General features: G+C 65.3%; 20 protein-coding genes. 9 read left to right on the top strand and 11 right to left on the bottom strand.

What is annotated here, in order from left to right; all coding sequences use genetic code 11:
* The first annotated feature begins 170 nt into the window (after positions 1-170).
* From QQK95_RS23975 to QQK95_RS23945, 7 genes are all read left to right on the top strand, one after another.
* Entirely contained in the window at positions 171-2,726 is a 2,556-nt protein-coding gene (locus QQK95_RS23975) for a sensor histidine kinase (protein ID WP_284276859.1), read from the top strand.
* 8 nt (positions 2,727-2,734) lie between these two features.
* A complete protein-coding gene (gene tsaE / locus QQK95_RS23970) occupies positions 2,735-4,246 on the top strand; it encodes a tRNA (adenosine(37)-N6)-threonylcarbamoyltransferase complex ATPase subunit type 1 TsaE (RefSeq protein ID WP_284276858.1) in 1,512 nt (503 codons plus the stop codon).
* Positions 4,243-4,971, top strand: coding sequence for a nucleotidyltransferase family protein (locus tag QQK95_RS23965; RefSeq protein WP_284276857.1), 729 nt, complete (start codon positions 4,243-4,245; stop codon positions 4,969-4,971). The genes tsaE and QQK95_RS23965 overlap by 4 nt, the downstream gene beginning before the upstream one ends.
* Positions 4,968-8,102: a double-strand break repair protein AddB gene (addB, locus tag QQK95_RS23960; RefSeq protein WP_284276856.1), complete on the top strand. Its 3,135-nt coding sequence runs from the start codon at positions 4,968-4,970 to the stop codon at positions 8,100-8,102. Before QQK95_RS23965 ends, addB begins: the two co-directional genes overlap by 4 nt.
* On the top strand, positions 8,099-11,611 hold the full coding sequence (gene addA / locus QQK95_RS23955; protein WP_284276855.1) for a double-strand break repair helicase AddA: 3,513 nt from the start codon (positions 8,099-8,101) through the stop codon (positions 11,609-11,611). Before addB ends, addA begins: the two co-directional genes overlap by 4 nt.
* A 77-nt stretch (positions 11,612-11,688) precedes the next feature.
* Complete coding sequence (gene trxA, locus QQK95_RS23950; RefSeq protein WP_284276854.1) at positions 11,689-12,012, top strand: thioredoxin; 324 nt, start codon at positions 11,689-11,691, stop codon at positions 12,010-12,012.
* Between the two features lie 212 nt (positions 12,013-12,224).
* Positions 12,225-12,506: a cupin domain-containing protein gene (locus tag QQK95_RS23945; RefSeq protein ID WP_019862676.1), complete on the top strand. Its 282-nt coding sequence runs from the start codon at positions 12,225-12,227 to the stop codon at positions 12,504-12,506.
* Positions 12,507-12,548: 42 nt separating this feature from the next.
* Here QQK95_RS23945 and QQK95_RS23940 read toward each other — a convergent pair whose 3' ends face one another.
* From QQK95_RS23940 to QQK95_RS23910, 7 genes are all read right to left on the bottom strand, one after another.
* A complete protein-coding gene (locus QQK95_RS23940; protein ID WP_284276853.1) occupies positions 12,549-12,968 on the bottom strand; it encodes a VOC family protein in 420 nt (139 codons plus the stop codon).
* 30 nt (positions 12,969-12,998) lie between these two features.
* Positions 12,999-14,324: a bifunctional folylpolyglutamate synthase/dihydrofolate synthase gene (locus QQK95_RS23935; RefSeq protein WP_284276852.1), complete on the bottom strand. Its 1,326-nt coding sequence runs from the start codon at positions 14,322-14,324 to the stop codon at positions 12,999-13,001.
* Positions 14,321-14,452, bottom strand: a complete 132-nt coding sequence (locus tag QQK95_RS23930; RefSeq protein WP_284276851.1) for a hypothetical protein — start codon at positions 14,450-14,452, stop codon at positions 14,321-14,323. The genes QQK95_RS23935 and QQK95_RS23930 overlap by 4 nt, the downstream gene beginning before the upstream one ends.
* Positions 14,453-14,503: 51 nt before the next feature.
* Positions 14,504-15,430: an acetyl-CoA carboxylase, carboxyltransferase subunit beta gene (gene accD, locus QQK95_RS23925; protein ID WP_284276850.1), complete on the bottom strand. Its 927-nt coding sequence runs from the start codon at positions 15,428-15,430 to the stop codon at positions 14,504-14,506.
* A gap of 97 nt (positions 15,431-15,527) precedes the next feature.
* Positions 15,528-16,367, bottom strand: a complete 840-nt coding sequence (trpA, locus tag QQK95_RS23920; RefSeq protein ID WP_284276849.1) for a tryptophan synthase subunit alpha — start codon at positions 16,365-16,367, stop codon at positions 15,528-15,530.
* Between the two features lie 62 nt (positions 16,368-16,429).
* A complete protein-coding gene (trpB, locus tag QQK95_RS23915) occupies positions 16,430-17,650 on the bottom strand; it encodes a tryptophan synthase subunit beta (protein ID WP_284276848.1) in 1,221 nt (406 codons plus the stop codon).
* Positions 17,651-17,681: 31 nt separating this feature from the next.
* The gene (locus tag QQK95_RS23910) at positions 17,682-18,341 is read right to left on the bottom strand and encodes a phosphoribosylanthranilate isomerase (protein WP_284276847.1); all 660 of its coding nucleotides are present in this window, start codon (positions 18,339-18,341) and stop codon (positions 17,682-17,684) included.
* 125 nt (positions 18,342-18,466) lie between these two features.
* On the opposite strand from QQK95_RS23910, the gene QQK95_RS23905 reads away from it, so the two are divergent.
* Positions 18,467-18,685, top strand: coding sequence for a hypothetical protein (locus tag QQK95_RS23905; RefSeq protein WP_284276846.1), 219 nt, complete (start codon positions 18,467-18,469; stop codon positions 18,683-18,685).
* On the opposite strand, the gene QQK95_RS23900 is transcribed toward QQK95_RS23905, so the two are convergent.
* From QQK95_RS23900 to QQK95_RS23885, 4 genes are all read right to left on the bottom strand, one after another.
* Positions 18,686-19,444, bottom strand: a complete 759-nt coding sequence (locus QQK95_RS23900) for a M48 family metallopeptidase (RefSeq protein ID WP_202356677.1) — start codon at positions 19,442-19,444, stop codon at positions 18,686-18,688.
* Positions 19,445-19,545: 101 nt separating this feature from the next.
* On the bottom strand, positions 19,546-20,028 hold the full coding sequence (locus QQK95_RS23895; protein ID WP_284276845.1) for a DUF2852 domain-containing protein: 483 nt from the start codon (positions 20,026-20,028) through the stop codon (positions 19,546-19,548).
* Positions 20,029-20,145: 117 nt separating this feature from the next.
* Entirely contained in the window at positions 20,146-21,288 is a 1,143-nt protein-coding gene (locus QQK95_RS23890; protein WP_284276844.1) for a benzoate/H(+) symporter BenE family transporter, read from the bottom strand.
* 2 nt (positions 21,289-21,290) lie between these two features.
* Positions 21,291-22,061: an alpha/beta hydrolase gene (locus QQK95_RS23885; RefSeq protein ID WP_284276843.1), complete on the bottom strand. Its 771-nt coding sequence runs from the start codon at positions 22,059-22,061 to the stop codon at positions 21,291-21,293.
* 221 nt (positions 22,062-22,282) lie between these two features.
* On the opposite strand from QQK95_RS23885, the gene infC reads away from it, so the two are divergent.
* Positions 22,283-22,819 carry a translation initiation factor IF-3 gene (gene infC, locus QQK95_RS23880; RefSeq protein WP_010912915.1) on the top strand — a complete coding sequence of 179 codons (537 nt, stop codon included), beginning with the start codon at positions 22,283-22,285 and terminating at the stop codon, positions 22,817-22,819.
* Positions 22,820-22,837 lie beyond the last annotated feature (18 nt).

Genomic DNA, 22,837 nt, shown 5'->3' with positions numbered 1-22,837 from the left:
GCCGGGCGATTGACTTTTCGCCCGGCCTTATTTTTGCGCGCGATCAGCCTTCACGGCGATTCGGCGAGGGTTTATTGTCAGGTGATTCGCGACGCTTCCGGCCCGAGAGGGGATCAAGAGAGGCGCGTATCAGGGCGGTCTTGCATTCAGGCGGCGGAGAGGACCAAGACATGCCGGGGCAAAACCCGCACGGAGCGGGATCGGCCGTTTCCGGCGGCCATGACGATTCGGGGACCACGGGCTCGACCATTCAGGGCGGGCGCCTTTCATGGCGTGCCCGCGTCGGGTTGTTCCTGGCCAGTTCCGCGCTGGCCGCGCCCTTGGCCAGCGCCGTGGCGCATGCCGAGAACGCCGCCGTGACCACCGCCGGCCTGTCGATCAACACGATCGAAGTCATGCAGCTTGCCGTGTTCGTCGGCGTGACGGGCGCCGCATTCCTGTCGGCCATCGTTCTCATCCGCGAACGGGCCCGCACCTCGGCGGAGAATGTCGAGCTGAGAAGCCGCGTCGCCGACATCAATGCGGCACTGCGCCGTTCGGAAGCGCTGCTCAATCTGCGCGACCAGCGCGTGGTGGTCTGGGCCTCGGAAAACAAGAAACCCGAACTCATCGGCACATTGCCGGTCGAAAGCGGCGCGCCAGAGGAGCGGGCGGCTTTCCTAGCCTTCGGCCGCTGGCTGATGCCGCGCTCGGCGGCGGCGCTCGAGCACGCTATCGCGGGCTTGCGCGAGAAGGCCAGGCCCTTCGACCTCGTCATCGAATCGCAGGCCGGCGCCCCGCTCGAAGTGCATGGCCGCAAGAGCGCCGCGCACATACTGGTGCGGTTTGTCTCGCTTTCCGAGACCCAGCGCAGCCAGGCCCGGCTGAAGATCGACAACCAGCGGCTGGCCGCCGACCATGACACGATGATCGGCCTGCTCGAAGCGCTGAAGATGCCGGCATGGCTGCGCGACGAGCACGGACGCCTGAAATGGGTCAACCGGGCCTACGCCGACGCAGTCGAAGCCGAGAGCGCGGAAGCCGCCGTCCGTGACGCCAAGGAATTCCTCGGCGGCCAGGCACGCGAGGCAATCGCCGCCCAGCACAAGACGCATCCGGTCTTCGAACAGTCGCTCTCCACGGTGATCGAAGGCGACCGCCGCGTCTTCGCGGTGACCGACTTCGCCGGCGCCGACGGTTCGGCCGGCCTTGCCGCCGACACCAGCGCCATCGAGACCATTCGCGGCGAATATGAGCGGACAGTGCGCAGCCACGCCGACACGCTCGACCAGTTGAACACCGCCGTCGCCATCTTCGACACCGACGAGAAGCTGCGCTTCTTCAACCAGGCCTTCCAGAAACTTTGGGGGCTCGACAGCGGCTTCCTGCATAGCGCGCCCGACAATGCGCTTTTGCTCGACCGGCTGCGCAGCGAAGGCAAGATCGCCGAGCAGCCCGAATGGCGCCGGTGGAAGGAAGGCCTGCTCGGCGCCTACCGCGCGGTGGAATCGCAGGAACATTGGTGGCACCTGCCCGACGGCAAGACCATCCGCGTCGTCGCCAATCCGCAGCCCAAGGGCGGCGTCACCTGGGTGTTCGAGAACCTGACCGAGAAGATGGACCTGGAAAGCCGCTACCGCACCGCCGTGCGCGTCCAGGGCGAGACGCTCGACAATCTCGCCGAGGGTGTGGCGGTCTTCGGGCCCGATGGGCGGCTGCGCCTGTCGAACCCAGCCTTTGCCACCCTGTGGGGATTGAGCGGCGAAGCCGCAAAGCCCAATGTGCACGTCTCCACCATACGCGACCTTTGCGACCGCCAGGCGGTCGACAGCCCCTGGCCCGGTTTCGTCGCCGCCATCACTGGTTTCGACGACGAACGCCGCGACCGCCACGGCCAGAGCGAGCTCAACAACGGCACCGTGCTGCGCTACGCCGTGATCCCGCTGCCCAACGGGCAGGTGATGATGACCTTCGTCGACGTTACCGACAGCGTGCATGTCGAACGTGCGCTGAAGGACAAGAACGAGGCGCTGGAGAAGTCCGACCAGCTCAAGAACGACTTCGTCCAGCACGTGTCCTACGAGCTGCGTTCGCCGCTGACCAACATCATCGGCTTCACCGAACTGCTTTCACTGCCCACGACCGGGCCGCTGAATCAAAAACAGCGCGAATATGTCGAGCATGTCAGCTCGTCCTCCTCGGTGCTGCTGACCATCGTCAACGACATACTCGACCTTGCGACCGTCGATGCCGGCATCATGCAGCTCGACATTTCCGAGGTGCATGTCGACCGCACCATCGCGGCGGCCGCGGAACTGGTCGCCGACCGGCTGCAGGAGCATTCGATCCGGCTCGAGGTCGATGCCGCCGCCGCGCCGAAGACGTTCCACGGCGACGAGATCCGCATCCGCCAGATCCTCTACAATCTGCTCAGCAACGCCGCCAATTACGCGCCGGAAGCCAGCACCATCCGGCTCGCCTGCCGGCATCTGGCGGACGGGGTGGAATTCTCCGTTCATGACGACGGTCCCGGCATGCCGCCGGACGTGCTGGACTCGGTGTTCCGCCGCTTCGAACCACGCACCAATGGCGGTCGCCGGCGCGGCGCCGGCCTCGGCCTGTCGATCGTGAAGAGCTTTGTCGAACTGCATGGCGGCAATGTTCGCATCGAAACCGGCAAGGACAAGGGCACGACTGTCATCTGCACCTTCCCCGACATGCCGGGCATCCGCGCCGCGGCCGAGTAGCGCGCTCTATGACGGGACCCGTGCTGGAGCGTTTGCTCGCGGATGAGACACAGACAGCGCGGCTGGGCGAGGATCTGGCGCTATCCCTGCGCGCCGGCGACGTGCTGGCGCTCAAGGGCGATCTCGGCGCCGGCAAGTCGACGCTGGCGCGTGCGCTGATCCGAGCGCTGGCCGACGATGCCAGCCTGGATGTGCCGAGCCCGACCTTCACCCTGGTGCAGAGCTACGACACCCGCATTCCGGTCCATCATTTCGACCTTTATCGCCTGTCCTCGGCAAGCGAGCTCGACGAACTCGGCTTCGACGAAGCGCTGACGCAAGGGGCCGCCCTCGTCGAATGGCCCGAGCGGGCGGAAGGCTATCTGCCGAAGACGACGCTCTCGATCGAACTCGTCCAGCATGGCGAGGGCCGGCTGGCGCGGCTGTCGGGGCAAGGGGCGGCATTCGACCGCGCGGCGCGGTCGCTGGCCATGCGCGGTTTTCTTGAAAAGGCAGGGTGGGGCGAAGCGCGGCGACGCCATTTCATCGGCGACGCCTCGGCCCGCTCCTACGAGGTCGTGACGCTTGCCGGCCAGGAGCCGCGCGTGCTGATGAACTCGCCGCGGCTGGTGCTCGGCCCACCCGTGCGCGACGGCAAGCCCTATGCCGTGATCGCCCACACCGCCCAATCGGTCTCCGCCTTCGTCGCCATCGACCGCGCCTTGAAGGCCGGCGGCGTCAGCGTTCCGCAAATCCATGCCGAGGACCAGGACCAAGGCTTCCTGCTGCTCGAACATCTTGGAGCGGAAGGATTTCTCGGCAAGGATGGCGAGCCGGTGGCCGAGCGCTATGCGGCGGCGGCCGAGCTGCTGGCCATGATGCATGGCAAGACCTGGCCACAGCGCCTGCAGGCCGGACCCGGCAGCTTTCACGAGGTGCCACCTTTCGACCGCGATGCGATGATGATCGAAGCCGATCTTTTGGTCGACTGGTATGTGCCGGCGATATCGGGCGGCCCGGCCAGCGACAATCTGCGCACCGGCTACGCCAGGGAATGGAACGCGCTTTTCGATCGGCTGCAGGGCAGCGAATACACGCTGATGCTGCGCGACTTCCATTCGCCCAACATCATCTGGCGTGGCGACCGCGCCGGCCATGACCGGCTGGGCATCGTCGATTTCCAGGATGCGCTGATCGGGCCTTCAGCCTATGACGTCGCCTCGCTGGCCATGGACGCCCGTGTCACGATCTCACCCTTGATCGAAAAGAAAACGCTTGATGCCTATGTCGCGGCGCGTCACGCAGCGGGGGCTTTCGACGAAGCGAGCTTCCTGGAAGCCTACGCAATCATGGCCGCGCAGCGCAATTCCAAGATCCTCGGCATTTTCGTGCGTCTCGAAAAGCGCGACGGCAAACCTTATTATTTGAAGCACCTGCCGCGCATCCGCGACTATCTGCGCCGGGCGTTGTCCCACCCGGCGCTTGCCGGCCTGCGGGATTTCTACAATGCGCACGGGCTGCTTGAGGAACGAACATTGTGACAGCAATACCGGACACCGCCATCGTCCTTGCCGCCGGGTTGGGCAAGCGCATGCGGCCGATCACCGACACGATCCCGAAGCCGCTGGTCAGGATCGCCGGCAAGACCTTGCTCGACTGGGGTCTCGACAGCCTCGCCGCCACCGGCGTCGCCAAGGCGGTGGTCAATGTCCACTATCTTCCCGAACAGATCGTCGCCCATGTCGCGGCGCGTCAGGCGCCGAAGATCGTCATTTCCGATGAGAGCGACCGGCTGCTCGATTCGGCCGGTGGCATCGTCAAGGCTCTGCCGGAACTGGGCCAAAAGCCGTTCTACATCCTCAACGCCGACACGTTCTGGATCGACCACGGTCCGCTCAATCTCGGGCGGCTTGCCCTTGCATGGGACGCCGCGAAAATGGATATTCTGCTGATGCTGGCGGATCTCCATCAGGCGACAGGACACTGCGGCAGCACCGATTTCCTGGTTGCGCCAAACGGTGCCTTGCGGCGCTCAAAAGGCGATCCGGCCGGCCTGATCTATGCCGGCGCGGCGATCATCCATCCGCGTTTGTTCAAGGATGCCACGGCCGAACCGCATTCGCTAAACGCCTATTTCGATAAAGCCATCGCCGCCGGCCGCCTGTTCGGCATGCCGATGCACGGCCACTGGATCACCGTCGGCACGCCGGATGCCATCCCGCAGGCGGAAGCAGCGGTCGCCGGCGCGCTAACCGGGTCGCAATGAGCGGCTCAAGCCGCGTTTTCTCGATCCCCCCCGGAGCGCCGTTCCTGCCGACGCTGGCCGAGGCGCTGCTTGCCGGTCGCCTGATCCCCGGATTTCATTTCGATGGCGATCCGCTCGCACTTGCCGATGTCACCATCTATGTGCCGACGCGCCGCGCCGCGCGCGCCTTGCGCGGTGTCTTCGTCGACAGTCTGAAGACACGTGGCGGTGGCGGTTCGGCGATCTTGCCGGTCATCCGCCCGCTCGGCGAATTCGACGAGGACGAAGCCCTGTTCGACGCCGAGCCAGCGGCGGCGATCGATCTCGCGCCGCCGATCTCGGCGACTGAACGCCTGTTGCTGCTGACGCCGCTGGTGCGAGCCTGGAAACGCCGGCTGCCGGAGCATGTGGCGAAGCTTTTCGCCGAGGAAATCGTCATCCCAGCCTCCACCGCCGACGCAATCTGGCTGGCGCGCGATCTTGCCGGGCTGATGGATGAGATCGAGACGGAAGGCACCGACTGGTCCAAGCTCGCGGATCTGGTGACCGGCAACCTCGCCGGCTGGTGGCAGGTGACGCTCGAATTCCTCGGCATCGTCACCGACGCCTGGCCGAAATTCCTCAGGGAAAGCGACCGCTCCAATCCGGCTGCGCATCGCAGCGCGCTGATCCGCTCCGAGGCGGCGCGGCTGCGGCGCAATCCGCCGGCCGGGCCGGTCGTCGCGGCGGGGTCGACCGGGTCGATACCCGCCACGGCCGAACTGCTTGCCTCGATCGCACGCCTGCCCGGCGGCGCCATCGTGCTGCCAGGGCTCGATCGTACCTTGGACGAAGCGTCCTTCCAGGCGCTTGTCGCCCCCGGCGCGCGGCCGGCTGTGCTTGGCCACCCGCAATATGGCCTCGCCAGGCTGATCGGCAAGATCGGCGTGCTGCGCTCCGATGTCGAGGAGGTCGGCACAGCCGAGCCGCATCTTGCGCTTCGCGCCGCGCTTGTCGGCGAGGCGCTGCGGCCGGCCGAGACCACTGAGCTATGGGCCGAAACGCGCAACGGATTTTCGACAGCCGCTATTGCCGGCGCCTTTGCCGAGGTGACGCTGCTGGAAGCCGCCAGCGAACGCGATGAGGCCGTCGCCATCGCCGTCGCGCTGAAGCAGGCCGTCGAACGGCCTGGCCAAAGGGCAGCCCTCGTCACCGGCGACCGCGCGCTGGCGCGGCGCGTCTCGGTGGAGCTCATGCGCTTTGGTGTGGTTGCGGACGATTCCGGCGGCACGCGGCTCGCCAACAGCCCGGCGGCCAGCCTGCTCCGGCTGGCGCTGGAAGCGGTGTTCCGGCCGGGCGATCCGGTCGGCCTTTTGTCGCTGCTCAAGCATCCGCTGCTCGGCCTCGGCCTCGAACGCGCCGATGTGCGCAACGCGGCCGGACTGGTCGAACTGGTGGCGCTGCGCGGCGGCACCGGCCGCCCCGATATCGTTTCGCTGCCGGAATTGTTCGAAAACCGTCTCACTGGCCTTGGCGATGACAGCCGGCCGCCCTTCTGGTTTTCCCGTCTTACCGTGCGCTCCATCGAAGATGCGCGGAATTTGCTCGCACGACTGACGGAAGCGCTGGCACCGCTTTCGGCCTTTCGCGACCAGGCGGATGCCGATCTTGCCGTGCTGGTGCAAGCAAGCGTCGTGGCTTTGGAAAGCCTTGGCCGTTCCGGCGATGGCGGCCTGGGCGAGCTCTATGCCGGCGACGCCGGCGAAAAACTCGCCGAATTGCTTCGCGGGCTGGTCGCCGCTTCGGCCTCGCTGTCATTTGCGGCGAGCGAATGGCCCGATGTGATGGACGCGCTGATCGCGCCGGAAACGGTCAAGCCGGCGCAAGGCACCGACAGGAACATCGCCATCTGGGGTGCGCTCGAAGCGCGTTTGCAGGACGTCGACACGCTGGTCATTGGCGGGCTCAACGAAGGTGTGTGGCCGCGCAAGCCGGAGAGCGACCGCTTCATGTCGCGGCTGATGAAGACCGGCATCGATCTGGAACCGCCCGAAAGGCGCATCGGCCTGGCCGCGCATGATTTCCAAATGGCGATGGGCGCGAGACACGTGGTGCTGGCCCGTTCGGCGCGTTCCGGCGACGCCCCCGCCGTGCCGTCCCGCTGGCTGCAGCGGCTGCTCACCTTCATCGGCGGCGACCAGGCGGCGACCCTGCGCCGGCGCGGCGAAGAGCTGCTCGCCTGGGCCCGCGCACTCGACACCGGCCGAAAGCTGGATTTCGCGCCGCGGCCGCAACCGAAGCCGCCACTGGCGGTGCGCCCAACGCATTTCTCGGTCACCGAGATCGAGACGCTGCGCCGTGATCCCTACGCCGTCTATGCCAGACGTATACTCGGCCTGATGCCGCTCGATGCACTCATCCGCGATCCCGGTGCGGCCGAGCGGGGCACGCTGTTCCACGCCATCCTGCATCTGTTCTCGTCGCGCGTTGCCAATCCGCGCGCACCCGATGCCTTGGCTGGCCTCATTGCCGCAGGCCGCGCCTGCTTTGCCGAAGCCGCCCTGCCGGCCGATGTCGAGGCGGTGTGGTGGCCGCGCTTCGAAAAGCTTGCCGCCAACATCGTCGAATGGGAGCGCACGCGTGCCGATGCCGTGACCCGGCGCCATGCCGAGGAGCGTGCCGGCAAGACCGTCGTCGGCCAGTCCGGCGTGACGCTGTCGGGCTACGCCGACCGCGTCGATCTGCTGGCCGGCGGCATGGCCGACATTCTGGACTACAAGACAGGCTCCTCGCCGTCCAAGGCGCAGGCGCACACGCTGCTCGCGCCGCAGCTGGCACTGGAAGGTGCGCTGCTGAGGCGCGGCGCGTTCAAGGATCTTGGCGCGCGCGAGCCGTCGCAACTGGCCTTTGTCAGGCTGAAGCCGAATGGCGAGGTGTTCGAAGAGTCAATCCTCGAGCACAACCGCCAGCCAAGGACCGCCGCCGATCTTGCCGAAGAGGCCTGGGCACGGCTGGAAAAGCTGCTGATCCATTATGCTGATCCGCAGACCGGCTACCTGTCGCGCGCGCTGCCGTTTCGCGAGGGCGAGACTGATGGCGACTACGACCATCTCGCCCGCGTGCTCGAATGGTCGGCCGGCGGCGATGCCGGCGACGAGGGAGGGGAGGCATGAAGAAGGCCTATCCCATCCCGAGCGATACCGCCAACAGCCAGGCCCGCGCCGCCGATCCGCAGAATTCGGCCTGGGTGTCGGCCAATGCCGGATCGGGCAAGACCCATGTGCTGGCCCAGCGTGTCATACGGCTGCTGCTCAACGGCACCGACCCGTCGAAGATCCTGTGCCTGACCTATACGCGCGCCGCCGCCGCCAACATGTCGAACCGGGTCTTTTCCACGCTGTCGGACTGGACGGTGCTCGGCGATGCCGAGCTGGCCGCGAAGATCGAGGCCCTGGAAGGACGGCGGCCCGACCGCGACACCATGCGCCGGGCGCGGCGCCTGTTCGCCGAGGCGCTGGAAACGCCGGGCGGGCTGAAGATCCAGACCATCCACGCATTCTGCGAATCGGTGCTCCACCAGTTCCCGCTGGAGGCCAACATCCCGGCCCATTTCGAGATGCTCGACGGCCAGATGGAGGCATCGCTTTTCGCTACCGCGCGCCGCGAGATGATCTCCGGCACGGCTGCCGGCAACCCGGACCTGGCCGACGCCTTCGCCATCGTGCTGGAGCGCGGCGGCGAAGCCGGCCTCGATGCCTTGCTCGGCGAGATCGTGCGCAAGCGCGACGGGCTGAGCCAGTTCCTCGACGCGGTCGGACGTGACGGCTTCCAGCCTTTGTTCGACGAATTCCATTTCCGCCCTGGCCAGACCGCCGAAGGGATTGCAGCATCGGTCTGGCCGCTGCCCGGCTTCTTGCCGGACTATTTCACCGGCTTTGCCCAGGCCGCCGACTCCACCGATGCCAGATCGGTGCTGAACAACATCCTGCCCTATGCGCGTCAGGCTTTTGCCGAGGGCGATCCCGTTCGCCGCCTGCAACTGCTTGCGAGGGCCTTCCTCAAGACCGATGGTGATCCCTACGATCCGGCAAAGGCCTTCAAGAAGGCGCTCACCGACCGGCTGCCGGATCTCCCCGAGCGTTATGTCTCGGCGGCAAGCGCCATTATCGAAACTGTCGATCGGCTGGCGCTGTTCCGCATGCTGGAAGGCACACGCGCGGCACTGACCATCGCCGACTGGCTGATCGCCCGCTACGAAGTGCTGAAACGCAGCCGCGGCTTTCTCGATTTCAACGATCTGATCACCCGTACGGTCAACCTCCTGGCGCGGCCCGATGCCGGCCCGTGGGTGCAGTACAAGCTCGACCAGGGCATCGACCATATCCTGCTCGACGAGGCGCAGGACACCAGCCCGGATCAATGGGAGGTGGTGAAGCGGCTGGCGGAAGAATTTTTCGCCGGGCTCGGCGCGCGCGACCGGGTCCACCGCACGGTCTTCGCCGTCGGCGACGAGAAGCAATCGATCTATTCGTTCCAGGGAGCGGCGCCCGACTCCTTCGCCGACAGCCGGCTGCTGTTCGCCGGCCGGGTGCGCAATGCCGAGGCGTCCTTCGCCGACCTCAAGCTGACATGGTCGTTCCGCTCGACCGACGATGTTCTGGCCGCCGTCGACCGCGTCTTTGCCGATCCGCTCGTACGGCGCGGCATCAGCCATGATCCCGATCCGCTGAGCCACAAGGCAATTCGCACCGATGCACCGGGCTATGTCGAGGTCTGGCCGTCGATCGGTGCCGACGTCGTCGACGAGCCCGACGACTGGACGCAGGCGATCGACCATGCCCATGCGCCGGCGGTGCGCGTCGCCGAGAACGTCGCGGCGACCATTGCCGGCTGGATCGGTAAGGGCGAAATCATCGAAGGCCGTGGCAAACGGCTGCGGCCGGGCGACGTGCTGGTGCTGGTGCGCAAGCGCGATAGTTTTGTTCACGCGCTGACCCGCGCCTTGAAACGCCGCGACATTCCGGTCGCCGGCGCCGACCGGCTAAGCCTGCCTGGCCACATCGCGGTCAAGGACCTGATTGCGCTCGGCCATCTCTTGATCCAGCCGCAGGACGATCTGTCGCTCGCCGCAGTGCTGCGCAGCCCGATCTTCGACCTGCCGGAGGAGACGCTGTTCACGCTTGCCGCGCAGAGGCCGCCGGGCGTCTCTTTGGCCGCGTCGCTGCGCCAGCACGCCGGTGAAGACGAGCACTTGGCAAAGATTGTGGCGCAACTCGACGTCTGGGCTGACGAAGCCGCTTTCAAGCCGGTGTTCGAGTTCTATGCCGGCCTGCTGGCGCGTGACGGCGTGCGCCGAAAAATGATAGCGCGGCTCGGGCCGGAGGCCGGCGATATTCTCGATGAATTCCTGAGTTTCTGCCTTGCCGAGGAACGGACCGGCCTGCCCGGTCTGGAAGCCTTCCTGTCGACGCTGGAAAATGCCGGGCCCGAGATCAAGCGCGAGATGGACCAGACACGCGACGAGGTCCGCGTCATGACCGTGCACGCGGCCAAGGGCCTGGAAGCACCGGTGGTGTTCCTGGTCGATGGCGGCTCCGCCCCGTTCAGCGACCAGCATCTGCCGCGCCTGATGCCGTTCGACGGCTCGGGCACCTTTTGGGACGGCAAGGGCTATCTCTGGCGTTCGGCCAGCGATGTCGCCAACGGCTTCTCGAAGGCGGCAGCCGCCCGCGCCCGCGAACTCGCCGACGATGAATATCGCCGGCTGCTCTATGTCGGCATGACCCGCGCCGAGGACCGGCTGATCGTCTGCGGCTATCACGGCAAGCGGGCGCCGAATACCGGCACCTGGCATTCGATCGTCAGCCGCGCGCTGATCGGCGCGCCGGAAAGCGAGCAGCGTGCGCATCCCGCCGGCGGCGAGCCGGTGCACCGTTTCCACGTCACCAAGCTGCCGCCCGTCGGGGCGAGCGCCGATGAACAGGCGCGGCAGGCCGATGCTTTCGGTCCGTTGCCGGGGACCCTGTTCCGGCCCTTGCCGCCCTTCGAGGACCTGCCGCGGCCGCTGTCGCCATCCGGCGCCTCGGCGCTGATCGACGAAGGCAAGGAAGCCGTCGTCGACAAGGCTTCACCGGTGCTGGACGCCGACGCCGAACCCGGCTTTGCCGTGCTGCGGGGGCTCGCTTTGCACAAGCTGCTGCAGATGCTGCCCGGCCTTGCCGAGGGCGAACGCCAAGGCGCGGCCGAGCGTTATCTCGCGCGAACGGGTGCCGCGTGGCCGCCGTCAGAGCGGGAAAAGGCCCTGGCATCGGTCATCGCCATCCTCGACGACCCACGCCTCGGCCAACTTTTCGCGCCCTCCTCGCGCGCCGAGGTGGCGATCATGGGCAGCCTGCAGGTCAGGGGCAAAACGCGCTCGATTTCCGGCAAGATCGACCGGCTGGCGGTGACCGCCGACACGGTTTCGATCGTCGACTACAAGACCAACCGGCCAGCGCCTGCCTCGCTGGCCGAGGTTCCCCCGGCCTATCTGCTGCAGCTCGCGCTCTATCGCGCCTTGCTGCAGCCGCTTTACCGCGGGCGCGAGGTGAAGGCGGCGCTCCTGTTCACCGAAGCGCCAAGGCTGATCGAACTGCCGGCCCGGGCCATGGATGACGCCCTTGCCCGACTCACGGGAGCGTGACACAAGACCTGCTTGAAGAAGGGCAAGATAACCACCACATTTGGTGCGACAAAGAACTCTCGAAAGGAATTTTCCGCATGGGTGCCACCGTCAAGGTCGACAAGAACAATTTTCAGGCCGACGTGCTCAACGCCAAGGAGCCTGTCGTGGTGGATTTCTGGGCTGAATGGTGCGGCCCGTGCAAGATGATCGCGCCGGCGCTCGAGGACATCGCTCTCGAACTCGGCAGCAAGGTCAAGATCGCCAAGCTCAACATCGACGAGAATCCCGAGCTTGCCGCGCAGTTCGGCGTGCGCTCGATCCCGACGCTGATGATCTTCAAGGGCGGCGAAGTGGCCGACATGAAGGTTGGCGCTGCTCCGAAGACCGCCCTGTCGCACTGGATCAATGGCAACCTCTGATCCAACTGAACTTCCCGATATCAAAAGCCCGGCCATCGCGCCGGGCTTTTTGTTGGCGTCCCCCACAGCGCCGCGCGTCCAAGGACGTGCAAGGGAAGCTGTAGCAACTGGATTGGCGCATGATCCGTTCTGGGTCATGCGCTGGGCCGCTCTGGCCCTCACATCAGGGCACGCCATGTCTTCTGCTGGGAACCAGAAACAGGGAGAGCGACATGACCGGATCCGCCAAGGCAACCGTCTTCATCGACAATGAGCGCGTCATCGTCACCGAATACCGCTTCCAGCCCGGCGACAACACCGGCTGGCATCGCCATGGCCACGACTATGTCGTCGTGCCGCTGATGGACGGCAAGCTGAAGTTGGTGACCAAGGACGGCGAGACCTTCGCCGAGATGAAGAAAGGCGCGCCCTATTTCCGCAAGGAGGGCGTCGAACACGACGTCATCAGCGCCAATGACGGCGAATATGCTTTCATCGAGATCGAGCTGAAGTGAACCGCCAAGGCCGTGCCCGGACGGGTGCGGCCTGAAATGCAGTCACCAGTCGGCGATGCGGTCACCGCCGATGAACTGCGCGCTTTTGTCGGTGTATTCGAACAGCTCGATCTTCACGCCGTTGGGATCGCGGATCCAGGCCTGAAAGGTGTCGTCGCACGCGTGCTTCTTCGCGGTCACGTCGATGCCCTTCGACTTGATATGAGCGATCGCGGCGTCGATGTCTTCGACCTCAAGGCAGAGATGGTTGATCTGGTTGAGTTCGCTGTAGGTGGTGGCATCCTTCTGGAACACCTCGACATGGCTGCGGCCGCCGCAATCGAGGTAGAAGCCGAAAATCTTGCCGTCGCGCAGGAAATTGAACCTCGTGTCCATGCCGAACACCTCGCGGTAGAAGCTTCGCGTCGCTTCCAGATCATGCGCGAAGATGCAGACATGGGCGAGCTGCTTCACCTTGATCATCACGGGCTCCCTACGTCGGTCATCAAGCGCTCAGGTCGGCGGCGTGCCATTCTCGGCCAGCACCGCCCCGGCAAGATAGAGTGATCCGCCGATCAGGATGCGGGGCGCCGGGCCGTCCCATGTGTCGCGCAGCAGCATAAGTGCGTTGGCGACGGAACTCACCGGCTCGGCCGTCAGCCCGGCTTCCGTGGCGCGGACCGCCAATTCGTCGTTCGGCACGCCGGCATCGCTCAGGCTGACCGGCACGGTGTAGACATGCCGGACGAGGCCCTTGAAGGCGCGGAAATAGCCGCTCTGGTCCTTGGTGTTGATCATGCCCGAAATCAGGAAGAGCGGGCGCGGGTTCTTTTCCTCCTGCTCGGCCAGCGCCTCGGCGACGACCACGCCGGCTCCCGGATTGTGACCGCCGTCGAGCCAGATGTCGGCGCCCTTCGGCGCGAGCTCCGCCAGCCGGCCCTGCGCCAGCTTCTGCATGCGGCCGGGCCAGGCGACATGGGTCATCGCCTTCTCGGCGGCGCGATGGCTGATCTCAAAGCCGGCCGCCTTGACCGCGGCGATCGCGGCGGCCGCATTGGCGAACTGATGGCGCCCGGGCAGGCGCGGCGGCGGCAGGTCCATCAGGCCGTCCTCGTCCTGGTAGACCATGCGGCCGTTTTCCTCGAAGGCGAGGAAATCCTGGCCATACACGAAGGTCGGGCACTCCAGCCGCTCGGCGGTCTCGATCAGCACCTGCAGCGCCGTCTCGCTTTCCTGCGCGCCGATGACCACCGGGCAGCCGCGCTTCATGATGCCGGCCTTTTCGGCGGCGATCAGTTCGACCCGGTCGCCGAGATAGGCTTCGTGATCCATCGACACCGGCATGATCACCGAGACGGCAGGCCTGGCGACGACATTGGTGGCGTCGAAGCGGCCACCGAGGCCGACCTCGATGATGGCGGCTTCGGCCGGATGTTCGGAAAACAGGATGAAGGTGACGGCGGTGAGGATCTCGAAAACAGTGATTTTCTGGCCGTCATTGGCCTTGGCGACGCGGGCAATGGCATCGGCGAAGGTCTCGTCGTCGACGAGTTTGCCCCCGCCTTCGGCGGCCAGCCGGTAGCGCTCGGCCCAGCTCACCAGATGCGGCGAGGTGTGGACATGCACAAGGTGGCCGGCGGCTTCAAGCAGCGCGCGGGAAAAGGCCGCGCAGGAACCCTTGCCGTTGGTGCCGGCGATGTGAATGACCGGCGGCAGCAGATCCTGCGGATTGCCCAGCCTCTCCAGGAGCCGCGTGACGCGGTCGAGCGAAAGGTCGAAGCCTTTCGGGTGAAGCGCCATCAGGGCTTCGATTTCGCGGTCGGCGGCAAGCGTTGTCATGGCAAAATCCCGACGCATGGCCCGAGCACCAGAATCAATCCGGCAATGGCCATGGCAATCAAAAGGCTACAGCGCGCCATGGACATGGCGCAATCGCTGTTCGCGGCGGCCAAGGCAGCCTTGTGCATGTCGTTTTCCCAAAACCGAGGTCACTTTTGGGCGTCATGCACAGTGTCGCCTCAGGCTTGCGGCCGGGCTTCGGCGGCAACCACCGCCGGCGGCAGGATTTCCGGCTCCAGCGGCTTTTGCTCGCCCGGCATCTTGAGCAGCATCTTCAACAGCCGTGCGATCGTTTGGCGCATCTCCAGCCGCGACACCACCATGTCGACCATGCCGTGCTCCATCAGATATTCGGAGCGCTGGAAGCCGTCGGGCAGTTTCTCGCGGATGGTCTGTTCGATGACGCGCGGGCCGGCAAAGCCGATCAGCGCGCCAGGTTCGGCGATATGCACATCGCCCAGCATGGCATAGGAGGCGGTGACGCCGCCGGTGGTCGGATTGGTCAGCACGACGATGTAGGGGAGCCCCGCTTCCTTCAGCCGGTCGACGCCGACCGTGGTGCGCGGCAGCTGCATGAGGGACAAAATACCTTCCTGCATGCGGGCGCCGCCGGAAGCGGCGAACAGGATCAGCGGCCGCTTGCGCTGCAGCGCGACCTCGAATGCGTGCACGATTGCGTCGCCCGCCGCCATGCCGAGCGAGCCGCCCATGAAGGCGAAATCCTGCACCGTCACCACCACCGGCAGGCCCTCGATGGTGCCCAGCGCGTTGACGATGGCGTCTTCCAGGCCGGTCTTGGCCTTGGCGTCCTTCAACCGGTCGGTATAGCGCTTCTCGTCTCGGAACTTCAGCGGATCCAGCACGACCTTGGGGTTTTCGAGCTGCTCGTACTTGCCGTCGTCGAGGAAGTATTTCAGCCGCTCCTTGGCAGAGATCTTCATGTGATGGCCGGAAGACGGGATGACGAACTGGTTGGATTCCAGATCCTTGTGGAACACCATTTCCCCGGTCTCGGGATCCTTGATCCAGAGGTTCTCGGGCATGTCGGTGCGCCGGCCGAGCATCGAATTGATCTTCGGGCGAACGTAATTGGTGATCCAGTTCATCGCTTCGGCTCCTGTCCTGACGAAGAAGAGTTAGTGCATCCCGCTCACAAAGGGGAACCGCGCGATAACGACATGCACAAGACCAGAGGTAGGAAAACTATTCGGCAGCAGCAAGGCGGGCCGAACGCACGCCCTGCGCCAGGCCGCTGACCAGCGTGGCGACGGCCTCGGCCGGGTCGGCGGTCTTTTCGCCCTTCGGCCCCAGCACATTGGCGACCGCATTGACGATCGCGGTGCCGACGACGACGCCATCGGCATTGGCGCCGATGACACGCGCCTGTTCGGCGGTCTTGACGCCGAAGCCGACGCAGACCGGCAGGTCTGTGTGACCCTTGATGCGGTTGACGGCGGCGGCCACCTTGCCGGTGTCGGCCAGCGCCGAACCGGTGATGCCGGTCATCGAGACGTAGTAGACGAAGCCGGACGTGTTCTGCAGAACCTTGGGCAGGCGCTTGTCGTCGGTGGTCGGCGTCGCCAGCCGAATGAAGTTGATGCCGGCCTTCAGCGCCGGAATGCAGAGTTCCTCATCCATTTCCGGCGGCAGATCGACGACGATCAGCCCGTCGATGCCGCTGGCCAGCGCGTCTTTCAGGAAGCGCTCGACGCCGTAGATGTAGATAGGGTTGTAGTAACCCATCAGCACGATCGGCGTTTCATTGTCACCGGCGCGGAATTCGGACGCCATCTTCAGCGTCTTGACCAGCGTCTGGCCGCCTTTCAGCGCCCGCAGGCCCGCCGCCTGGATCGCAGGGCCGTCGGCCATCGGATCGGAAAACGGCATGCCGAGCTCGATGATGTCGGAGCCGGCGCCGGGAAGCGCCTTCATGATCGACAGCGAGGTGTCGTAGTCGGGGTCGCCGCCCATGAAATAGGTGACGAGCGCCGGGCGGCCTTCGGTCTTCAGCTTCGCCATGCGGCGGTCGATGCGGGTCGTCATGACTGGCCCTTTGGACGAATTTTGCTCATAGTCAACTCCCAAATCGAAACGGTCCAAAGGGCCTAGATCTCCATGCCCAGCATCGAGGCCACCGTGTGCACGTCCTTGTCGCCACGGCCGGACAGGTTGACGATGACGATCTGGTCCTTGTCCATGGCAGGCACGATCTTCACCGCGTGCGCGATGGCGTGCGCGGATTCCAGCGCCGGGATGATGCCTTCGACGCGCGTCGTCAGCTTGAAGGCTTCGAGCGCCTCGTCGTCGAGGATCGGCACGTATTCGACGCGGCCGGTATCGCGCAGCCAGGAATGCTCCGGGCCGACGCCTGGATAATCGAGACCGGCCGAGATCGAATGGCCGTCCATGATCTGGCCGTCGGCATTCTGCAGGAGATAGGTGCGGTTGCCGTGCAGCACGCCGGGCGAACCGGCATTCATCGAGGCGCAGTGCTCGATGCCGTCGAGACCACGCCCGCCCGCTTCGATGCCAATGATGCGAACATCCTTGTCGTCGAGGAAAGGATGGAACAGGCCGATGGCGTTCGAGCCGCCGCCGACGGCGGCAATGATGGTGTCGGGCAGCCGGCCTTCCTGTTCGAGGATCTGCGCGCGCGCCTCGGTGCCAATCACCGACTGGAAGTCGCGCACCAGCTCCGGATAAGGGTGCGGGCCGGCGGCGGTGCCGATCAGGTAATAGGTGTCCTCGACATTGGTGACCCAGTCGCGAAGTGCTTCGTTCATGGCGTCCTTCAGTGTCCCGTGGCCGGCTGTAACCGGACGCACTTCGGCGCCAAGCAGCTTCATGCGGAACACGTTGGGGCTTTGGCGGGCAACGTCGGTGGCGCCCATATAGACGACGCAGGGATAGCCAAAGCGCGCGGCGACGGTGGCGGACGCCACGCCGTGCTGGCCGGCGCCGGTCTCGGCGATGATGCGCTTCTTGCCCATGCGCTTGGCCAGCAGGATCTGGCCGAGGCAGTTGTTGATCTTGTGCGACCCGGTGTGGTTCAGGTCCTCGCGCTTGAAATAGACTTTCGCGCCGCCGAGATGTTTGGTCAGGCCTTCCGCGAAATAAAGCTTCGACGGCCGCCCGGCATAGTGGGTCGACAGATCGGTGAGCTCGGCCCTGAAATCCGGATCGTTCTTGACCTCGTTCCAGTGCCGCTCCAGGTCGAGGATCAGCGGCATCAGCGTTTCGGCGACGAAACGACCGCCGAAAATGCCGAACATGCCCTGCTCGTCGGGTCCGGTGCGGAAGGAATTGGGTGTCGCCGGCTTGTTCATCGCCGATCTCCTAAATCTTGAGGGGGTACGCTCAGGCGGCGCGGTCGTCGCGTGCTGCCCGGACGGCCCGGAAAAACTGTTCGATCAGCGCCGGATCCTTGATACCCGGGGCGCTTTCCACGCCGGAGGAAATGTCTATTCCGGGCGGGTTCGCAAGCCGAAGGGCATCGCCGATATTGGCGGCGTTGAGCCCACCGGAAAGCATGTAATCGACGCCGGCGTCAAGGCCGGCAAGGATGCGCCAGTCGAAGGCGACGCCATTGCCGCCTGGCAACACGGAGCCCTTCGGCGGCTTGGCATCGAACAGGAAGCGATCAGCGACGCCGATGAACGGCTTGATCCGGTCAAGATCGGCGGCCTCGCTGAGCGGCAGCGCCTTCATCACCGGCAAGCCATAGCGGGCCTTCAGCTCGGCCACCCGTTCGGGTGTTTCCGAGCCGTGCAGCTGCAGCATGTCGGGCTGCATGGCCGTGACGATCTGGGCCAGGAAAGCATCGCTGGCATCGACCGTGACAGCAACCGCCAAGGCCTTGCCGCGCGCGGCTGCGCGCAGCCGCCCGGCTTCCGCCGGCTCGACATAGCGAGGGCTTTTCGCGAAGAAAATAAAGCCGACATGGCTGGCGCCGCCGGCGAGCGCCGCGGCCATTGCCTGGTCGGTCTTCAAGCCGCAGATCTTGATGTCGAGCACCATGGCGCGGGAATTGGCATGAAATCGAGCCAGAGTCGAGAAAAAGCATGCTGTTTGCCGGCAAGGCCAAAGGCGCTACCTATTGATGGACGGGATTAATTGGCAGCATGAAGGGCGGGAGAACGATCATGGCCGACAGAACGGTTGCGGAACTGAAGCAGAAGATCGCGCAGGCGCGCGAGGTGATCGCCCATCTGATGGACAAGGCCGCCTTCAACGGCGCCGAGGCGCATCGGGCGCTGGATTATTTCGGCGGCGATGAATTTGACCGCAATTTCCTGCCCTGGCCGCATCATGGCGATGAGGGTCTGCGACCGGACGAACTCAACGCCGCGAATGACGACTGACTACTCGAACACGATCGCCTGCAGCGCGCCGCCATTGCGCTTCAGCCAGTCCTTGCAGCGGTCGGTGTCGGGGCAGAGTTTTTCGCACAGTTTCCAGAATTTCGGGCCGTGGTTCATCTCCTTGAGATGCGCCACCTCATGCGCGACGAGGTAATTTATAACAGGCTGCGGCGCCATCATGATGCGCCAGGAGAACGACAAATTGCCCTCCGAGGTGCAGGAGCCCCAGCGGCTGGACGTGTCCTTGTAGCGGATGGCCTTGGCACGCTTGCCGAGCGCCTCGGTGTGCTTGATCACCAGCTTCTCGATCTCCTTCTTGGCCTCGCGCTTCAAGAAGTCGGCGATACGGCGCGGCAGGTGCACACGATCGCCATGCACGATCAGCAGCGGGCCGCGCTCGTCACGCGATACCGTCACGGTACCGCGCTTCGACGGTTCATGGACGATACGGTGCGGCACGCCCCGGATCGGGATCTTGATGCCCGGCCGCACTTGCGGGCGCGTCGGCACCTTGGCCAGGCGCTGCTCCAGCCAGTCCTGGTGGCGGTCGAGGAACCTGTCCACCTCGCCGCGGCGCAGGCCGGGCGGCACGGTGATGCGCAGGCCCTGGCCGCCGGAATCGATGCGCAGCGTCAGGCGCCGTGCCCGGGCGCTCTCGACGATCTTGAGCGGCAGCGTGCGGCCGGCGACGCAATATTCGCGCTCCACGACAGGCGTGGCCTTGGGCTTCGTCAGATTGCGGAAGAATCCGATGGTCATGGCGGGACGATACGCGATTCGAGAAAAACGACTAGAACAAAAAAGAAACGGCGCCGCTCGCGCGACGCCGTTTTTTTCACGATCGGGCTTGTCGCAAAGCCTCAGTCGTCGAGCAGGTTCGAGCCCTTGCCGCGCTTGGTCGGGGTGGTGCCGGCACCCGGATCGGTCTTTGCCGGAGCGGTCGACTTGTTGCGGTTCGCCATGAAGCGATCGAACTCGTCCTGATCCTTGGCGCGACGCAGTTCGCGGGCATAGTCGTCGAACTCGGTCAGCATGTCGTCGAGCTTGCGGCGTTCCTCGGCGAGGCGCTCGAGCTCTTTTTCGCGCCAGTCGTCGAAAGCCACGTTGCCGGTGCGGGCGGAGCCGTTGCCCCAGCGCGCGGCCTTGTCGGAACCGCGGCGGCAGCCGGCGAAGATACCGTCCGTCGCGCGGTTGACGTCACGCTTGAAGCCGTCGAGCCGGTCGCCCCAGATGATGTAGGCGAGCATGGCGAAGCCGAGCGGCCAGAACACCATGAAGCCGATCACCATCAACGCGATGGTTGCCGGCGTCCAGGCCGGGCGGATCAATGCAGATGTGTTCATTTTCTCCCATTCCTTCGGTTGGAGACAGCCAAGACCGGCTGCGTGGAATCGAAATGGGAAGGCGAAAACGGCGATTCAAGACAATGTCCGCCAAAACCGGACAAGGACCTGAAATGATTATCGCTTTTTGAGCCTGTCGAGGAAAAGCACGACCAGCCCGGCGATCAGCCCCCAGAATGCGGCGCCGACGCCAAACAGGGTCAGCCCCGAAGCGGTGACGACGAAGGTGACGGTGGCGGCCATGCGGTCGCCCTCGTCCTTCAGCGCAATCGCCAGCGCGTTGGCGAGCGAGGCCATCAGCGCCAGGCCCGCCACCAGCACGATCAGGCTCTGCGGCAGGACGGCGAAGATCGCCACCAGCGACGCGCCGAAAATCGCGAAGATGAGATAGGCGAGCGCATAGAAGGGGCCGGTCTTCCAGCGCTCGGCGGGGTCGGGATGGACGTCCGGCCCCGTGCAGATCGCCGCCGAGATCGCCGCCAGGTTGGTGGTCGAGCCGCCAAACGGCGCCGACAGCAGGGAAAACAGCCCGGTGACGCCGATCAGCGGGCCTGGCTCCGGGTGGTAGCCGGCGGCGCGCAGCACGGCCAGCCCCGACAGGTTCTGCGAGGCCATGGTGACGAGATAGAGCGGCAGCGCCAGGCCGATCATCGCCTTGGCGGTGAAGTCAGGCGCGATCAGCGTCAGCGTCGACAGTTCCGGCGTCGGCAGGCCACCGACACGGCCGGTGAGAAATGCGGCCAGACCGCCACCGACCAGCACCGACAGCACCGACAGCGCGGGGTGGAACACACGGATCAAGAAGAAGGCCGCGATCAGAGGCAGGATCAGCCAGGGGTCGACGGGAACGGTCTTGACCGCATTGAGGGCGAAGGTAACGACGATGCCGGCGAGCATGCCCGAAGCGACCGAGGGTGGTATCCTGGAGATCAATTGCGTCAGCGGCCGGAACAGGCCGGTGGCGATCAACAGGATGGCGGTGACGATGAAGGCGGCGACGGCCTCGCCGATCGAAAAGCCGGTCGACGCCGCCATCAGCGCCAGGCCCGGCGTCGACCAGGCGGTGATGACAGGCATTTTCGTGCGCCAGGACAGCCACAGGCTCTCGATCGCCATGGCCAGGCAAATGGCCGTCACCCAGCTTGCCGTCTGAATTTGCGTCGCGCCGACCGCGTGGGCGGCGGCGATGACGATGGCCAGCGTGCCGCCAAAGCCGACGATTGCCGCGACGAAGGCCGAGATCGGAATGGAAAGGCGCATCGTCACTTGCCCCGCCCGGCCATGTCGCCAACCGCGCGCACCAGCATGTCGAGGTCCTGCGGCCGCGACAGGCGATGATCGCCGTCGGGAATCAGCGACAGCGTGACATCATCTGCCGGCAGCAGGCTGACCAGCTTCAGCGCGTGGCTCGACGGCACGTCCGGATCGGCCAGTCCTTGCAGGATGTGGACCGGGCAATGCGTGTCGATCGGACCGGTCATCACCCGGTTGGCGCGCCCGTCCTCGATCAGCGCGCGGGTATAGATGTAGGGTTCGGTCGAATAGTCCGACGGCTCGGCGAAGAAACCCTTCTCGGCAAGGTCGCGCTTCTGCGCTTCGGTCAGCACCGGTTCGACCAACTCGGAGGTAAAATCCGGCGCCGGCGCCAGCAGCACCAGGCCGACGACGCTTGCATCGCCCGCCTTGCGCAATTCCTGCACCATGCGCAGCGCGATCCAAGCGCCCATCGACGAGCCGACCAGGATCTGGTTGCCCTTGGCAAACTTCCGGAACACGGCGAGGCTCTGCGACAGCCAAGTCGAAATCGTGCCGTCGGCAAAGGCGCCGCCGGATTCGCCATGGCCGGAATAGTCATGGCGCAGGAAGGCGCGGCCCTGTTTTGCCGCCCAGTCCGACAGCGTCTGCGCTTTCGTGCCCAGCATGTCCGACTTGTAGCCGCCGAGCCAGACGATGCCGGGTATCGAACCCGCGCTATGGCGCACCGCGATGCGCGATCCATCGACGTCGAGATAGGCTGGGGGCGTGACGGTCATGGCTTTTTCCTCAGGCCCCTCTTCTGGCTCGGGGTTCTTGTGGCACAGCCACGGGCGTGGCGAAAAGTGCTCGCGCTGTTTCTTTGTTTGGTGCAGGCGGTGATCAGGGTGATTTTCTGTCAATGCTGTGCTATTGACTCCGCCCGCGCGCTCACCACATTGGCGCGTCCACGCATCAAGACTGACAAATCCTGAACGAAACGGCCAAGGAGACCACGACCATTCGCAGACCTTTCAAAGCAGCGGCGCCGACCAAGGATGGGCCGCGCTCCAACCGTGACATCCGGGTTCCCCGGGTCCAGCTTATCGACGCCGAAGGCCAGAACCGCGGCGATGTTTCCATCAACGACGCATTGCTGCTCGCCGAAGAGGCCGGGCTCGATCTCGTTGAGATATCGCCCAATGCGGTGCCGCCCGTCGTAAAGATCCTCGATCTCGGCAAGTTGAAATACGCCAACCAGAAGAAGGCGGCCGAGGCGCGCAAGAATCAGAAGGTCATCGAGATCAAGGAGATCAAGATGCGCCCGAACATCGACAGCCATGACTACGAGACCAAGATGAAGGCGGTGCGCCGCTTCTTCGAGGAGGGCGACAAGGTCAAGCTGACGCTGCGCTTCCGTGGCCGCGAGATGGCGCATATGGAGCTCGGCATGCAGCTTCTGAACAAGGTGCGCGAGGAAGTGGCAACCATCGCCAAGGTCGAGGCGGAGCCGAAGCTCGAAGGCCGCCAGATGATGATGGTGCTGGCGCCGCGCTAAGGTGTGCTGAATATCAAC

The sequence above is a fragment of the Mesorhizobium huakuii genome, assembly GCF_030160235.1.
In the GTDB taxonomy this organism is placed as follows: domain Bacteria; phylum Pseudomonadota; class Alphaproteobacteria; order Rhizobiales; family Rhizobiaceae; genus Mesorhizobium; species Mesorhizobium huakuii.
Note: the sequence above shows the minus strand (reverse complement) of the source record. Positions and strands in the feature narration are given on the sequence as shown.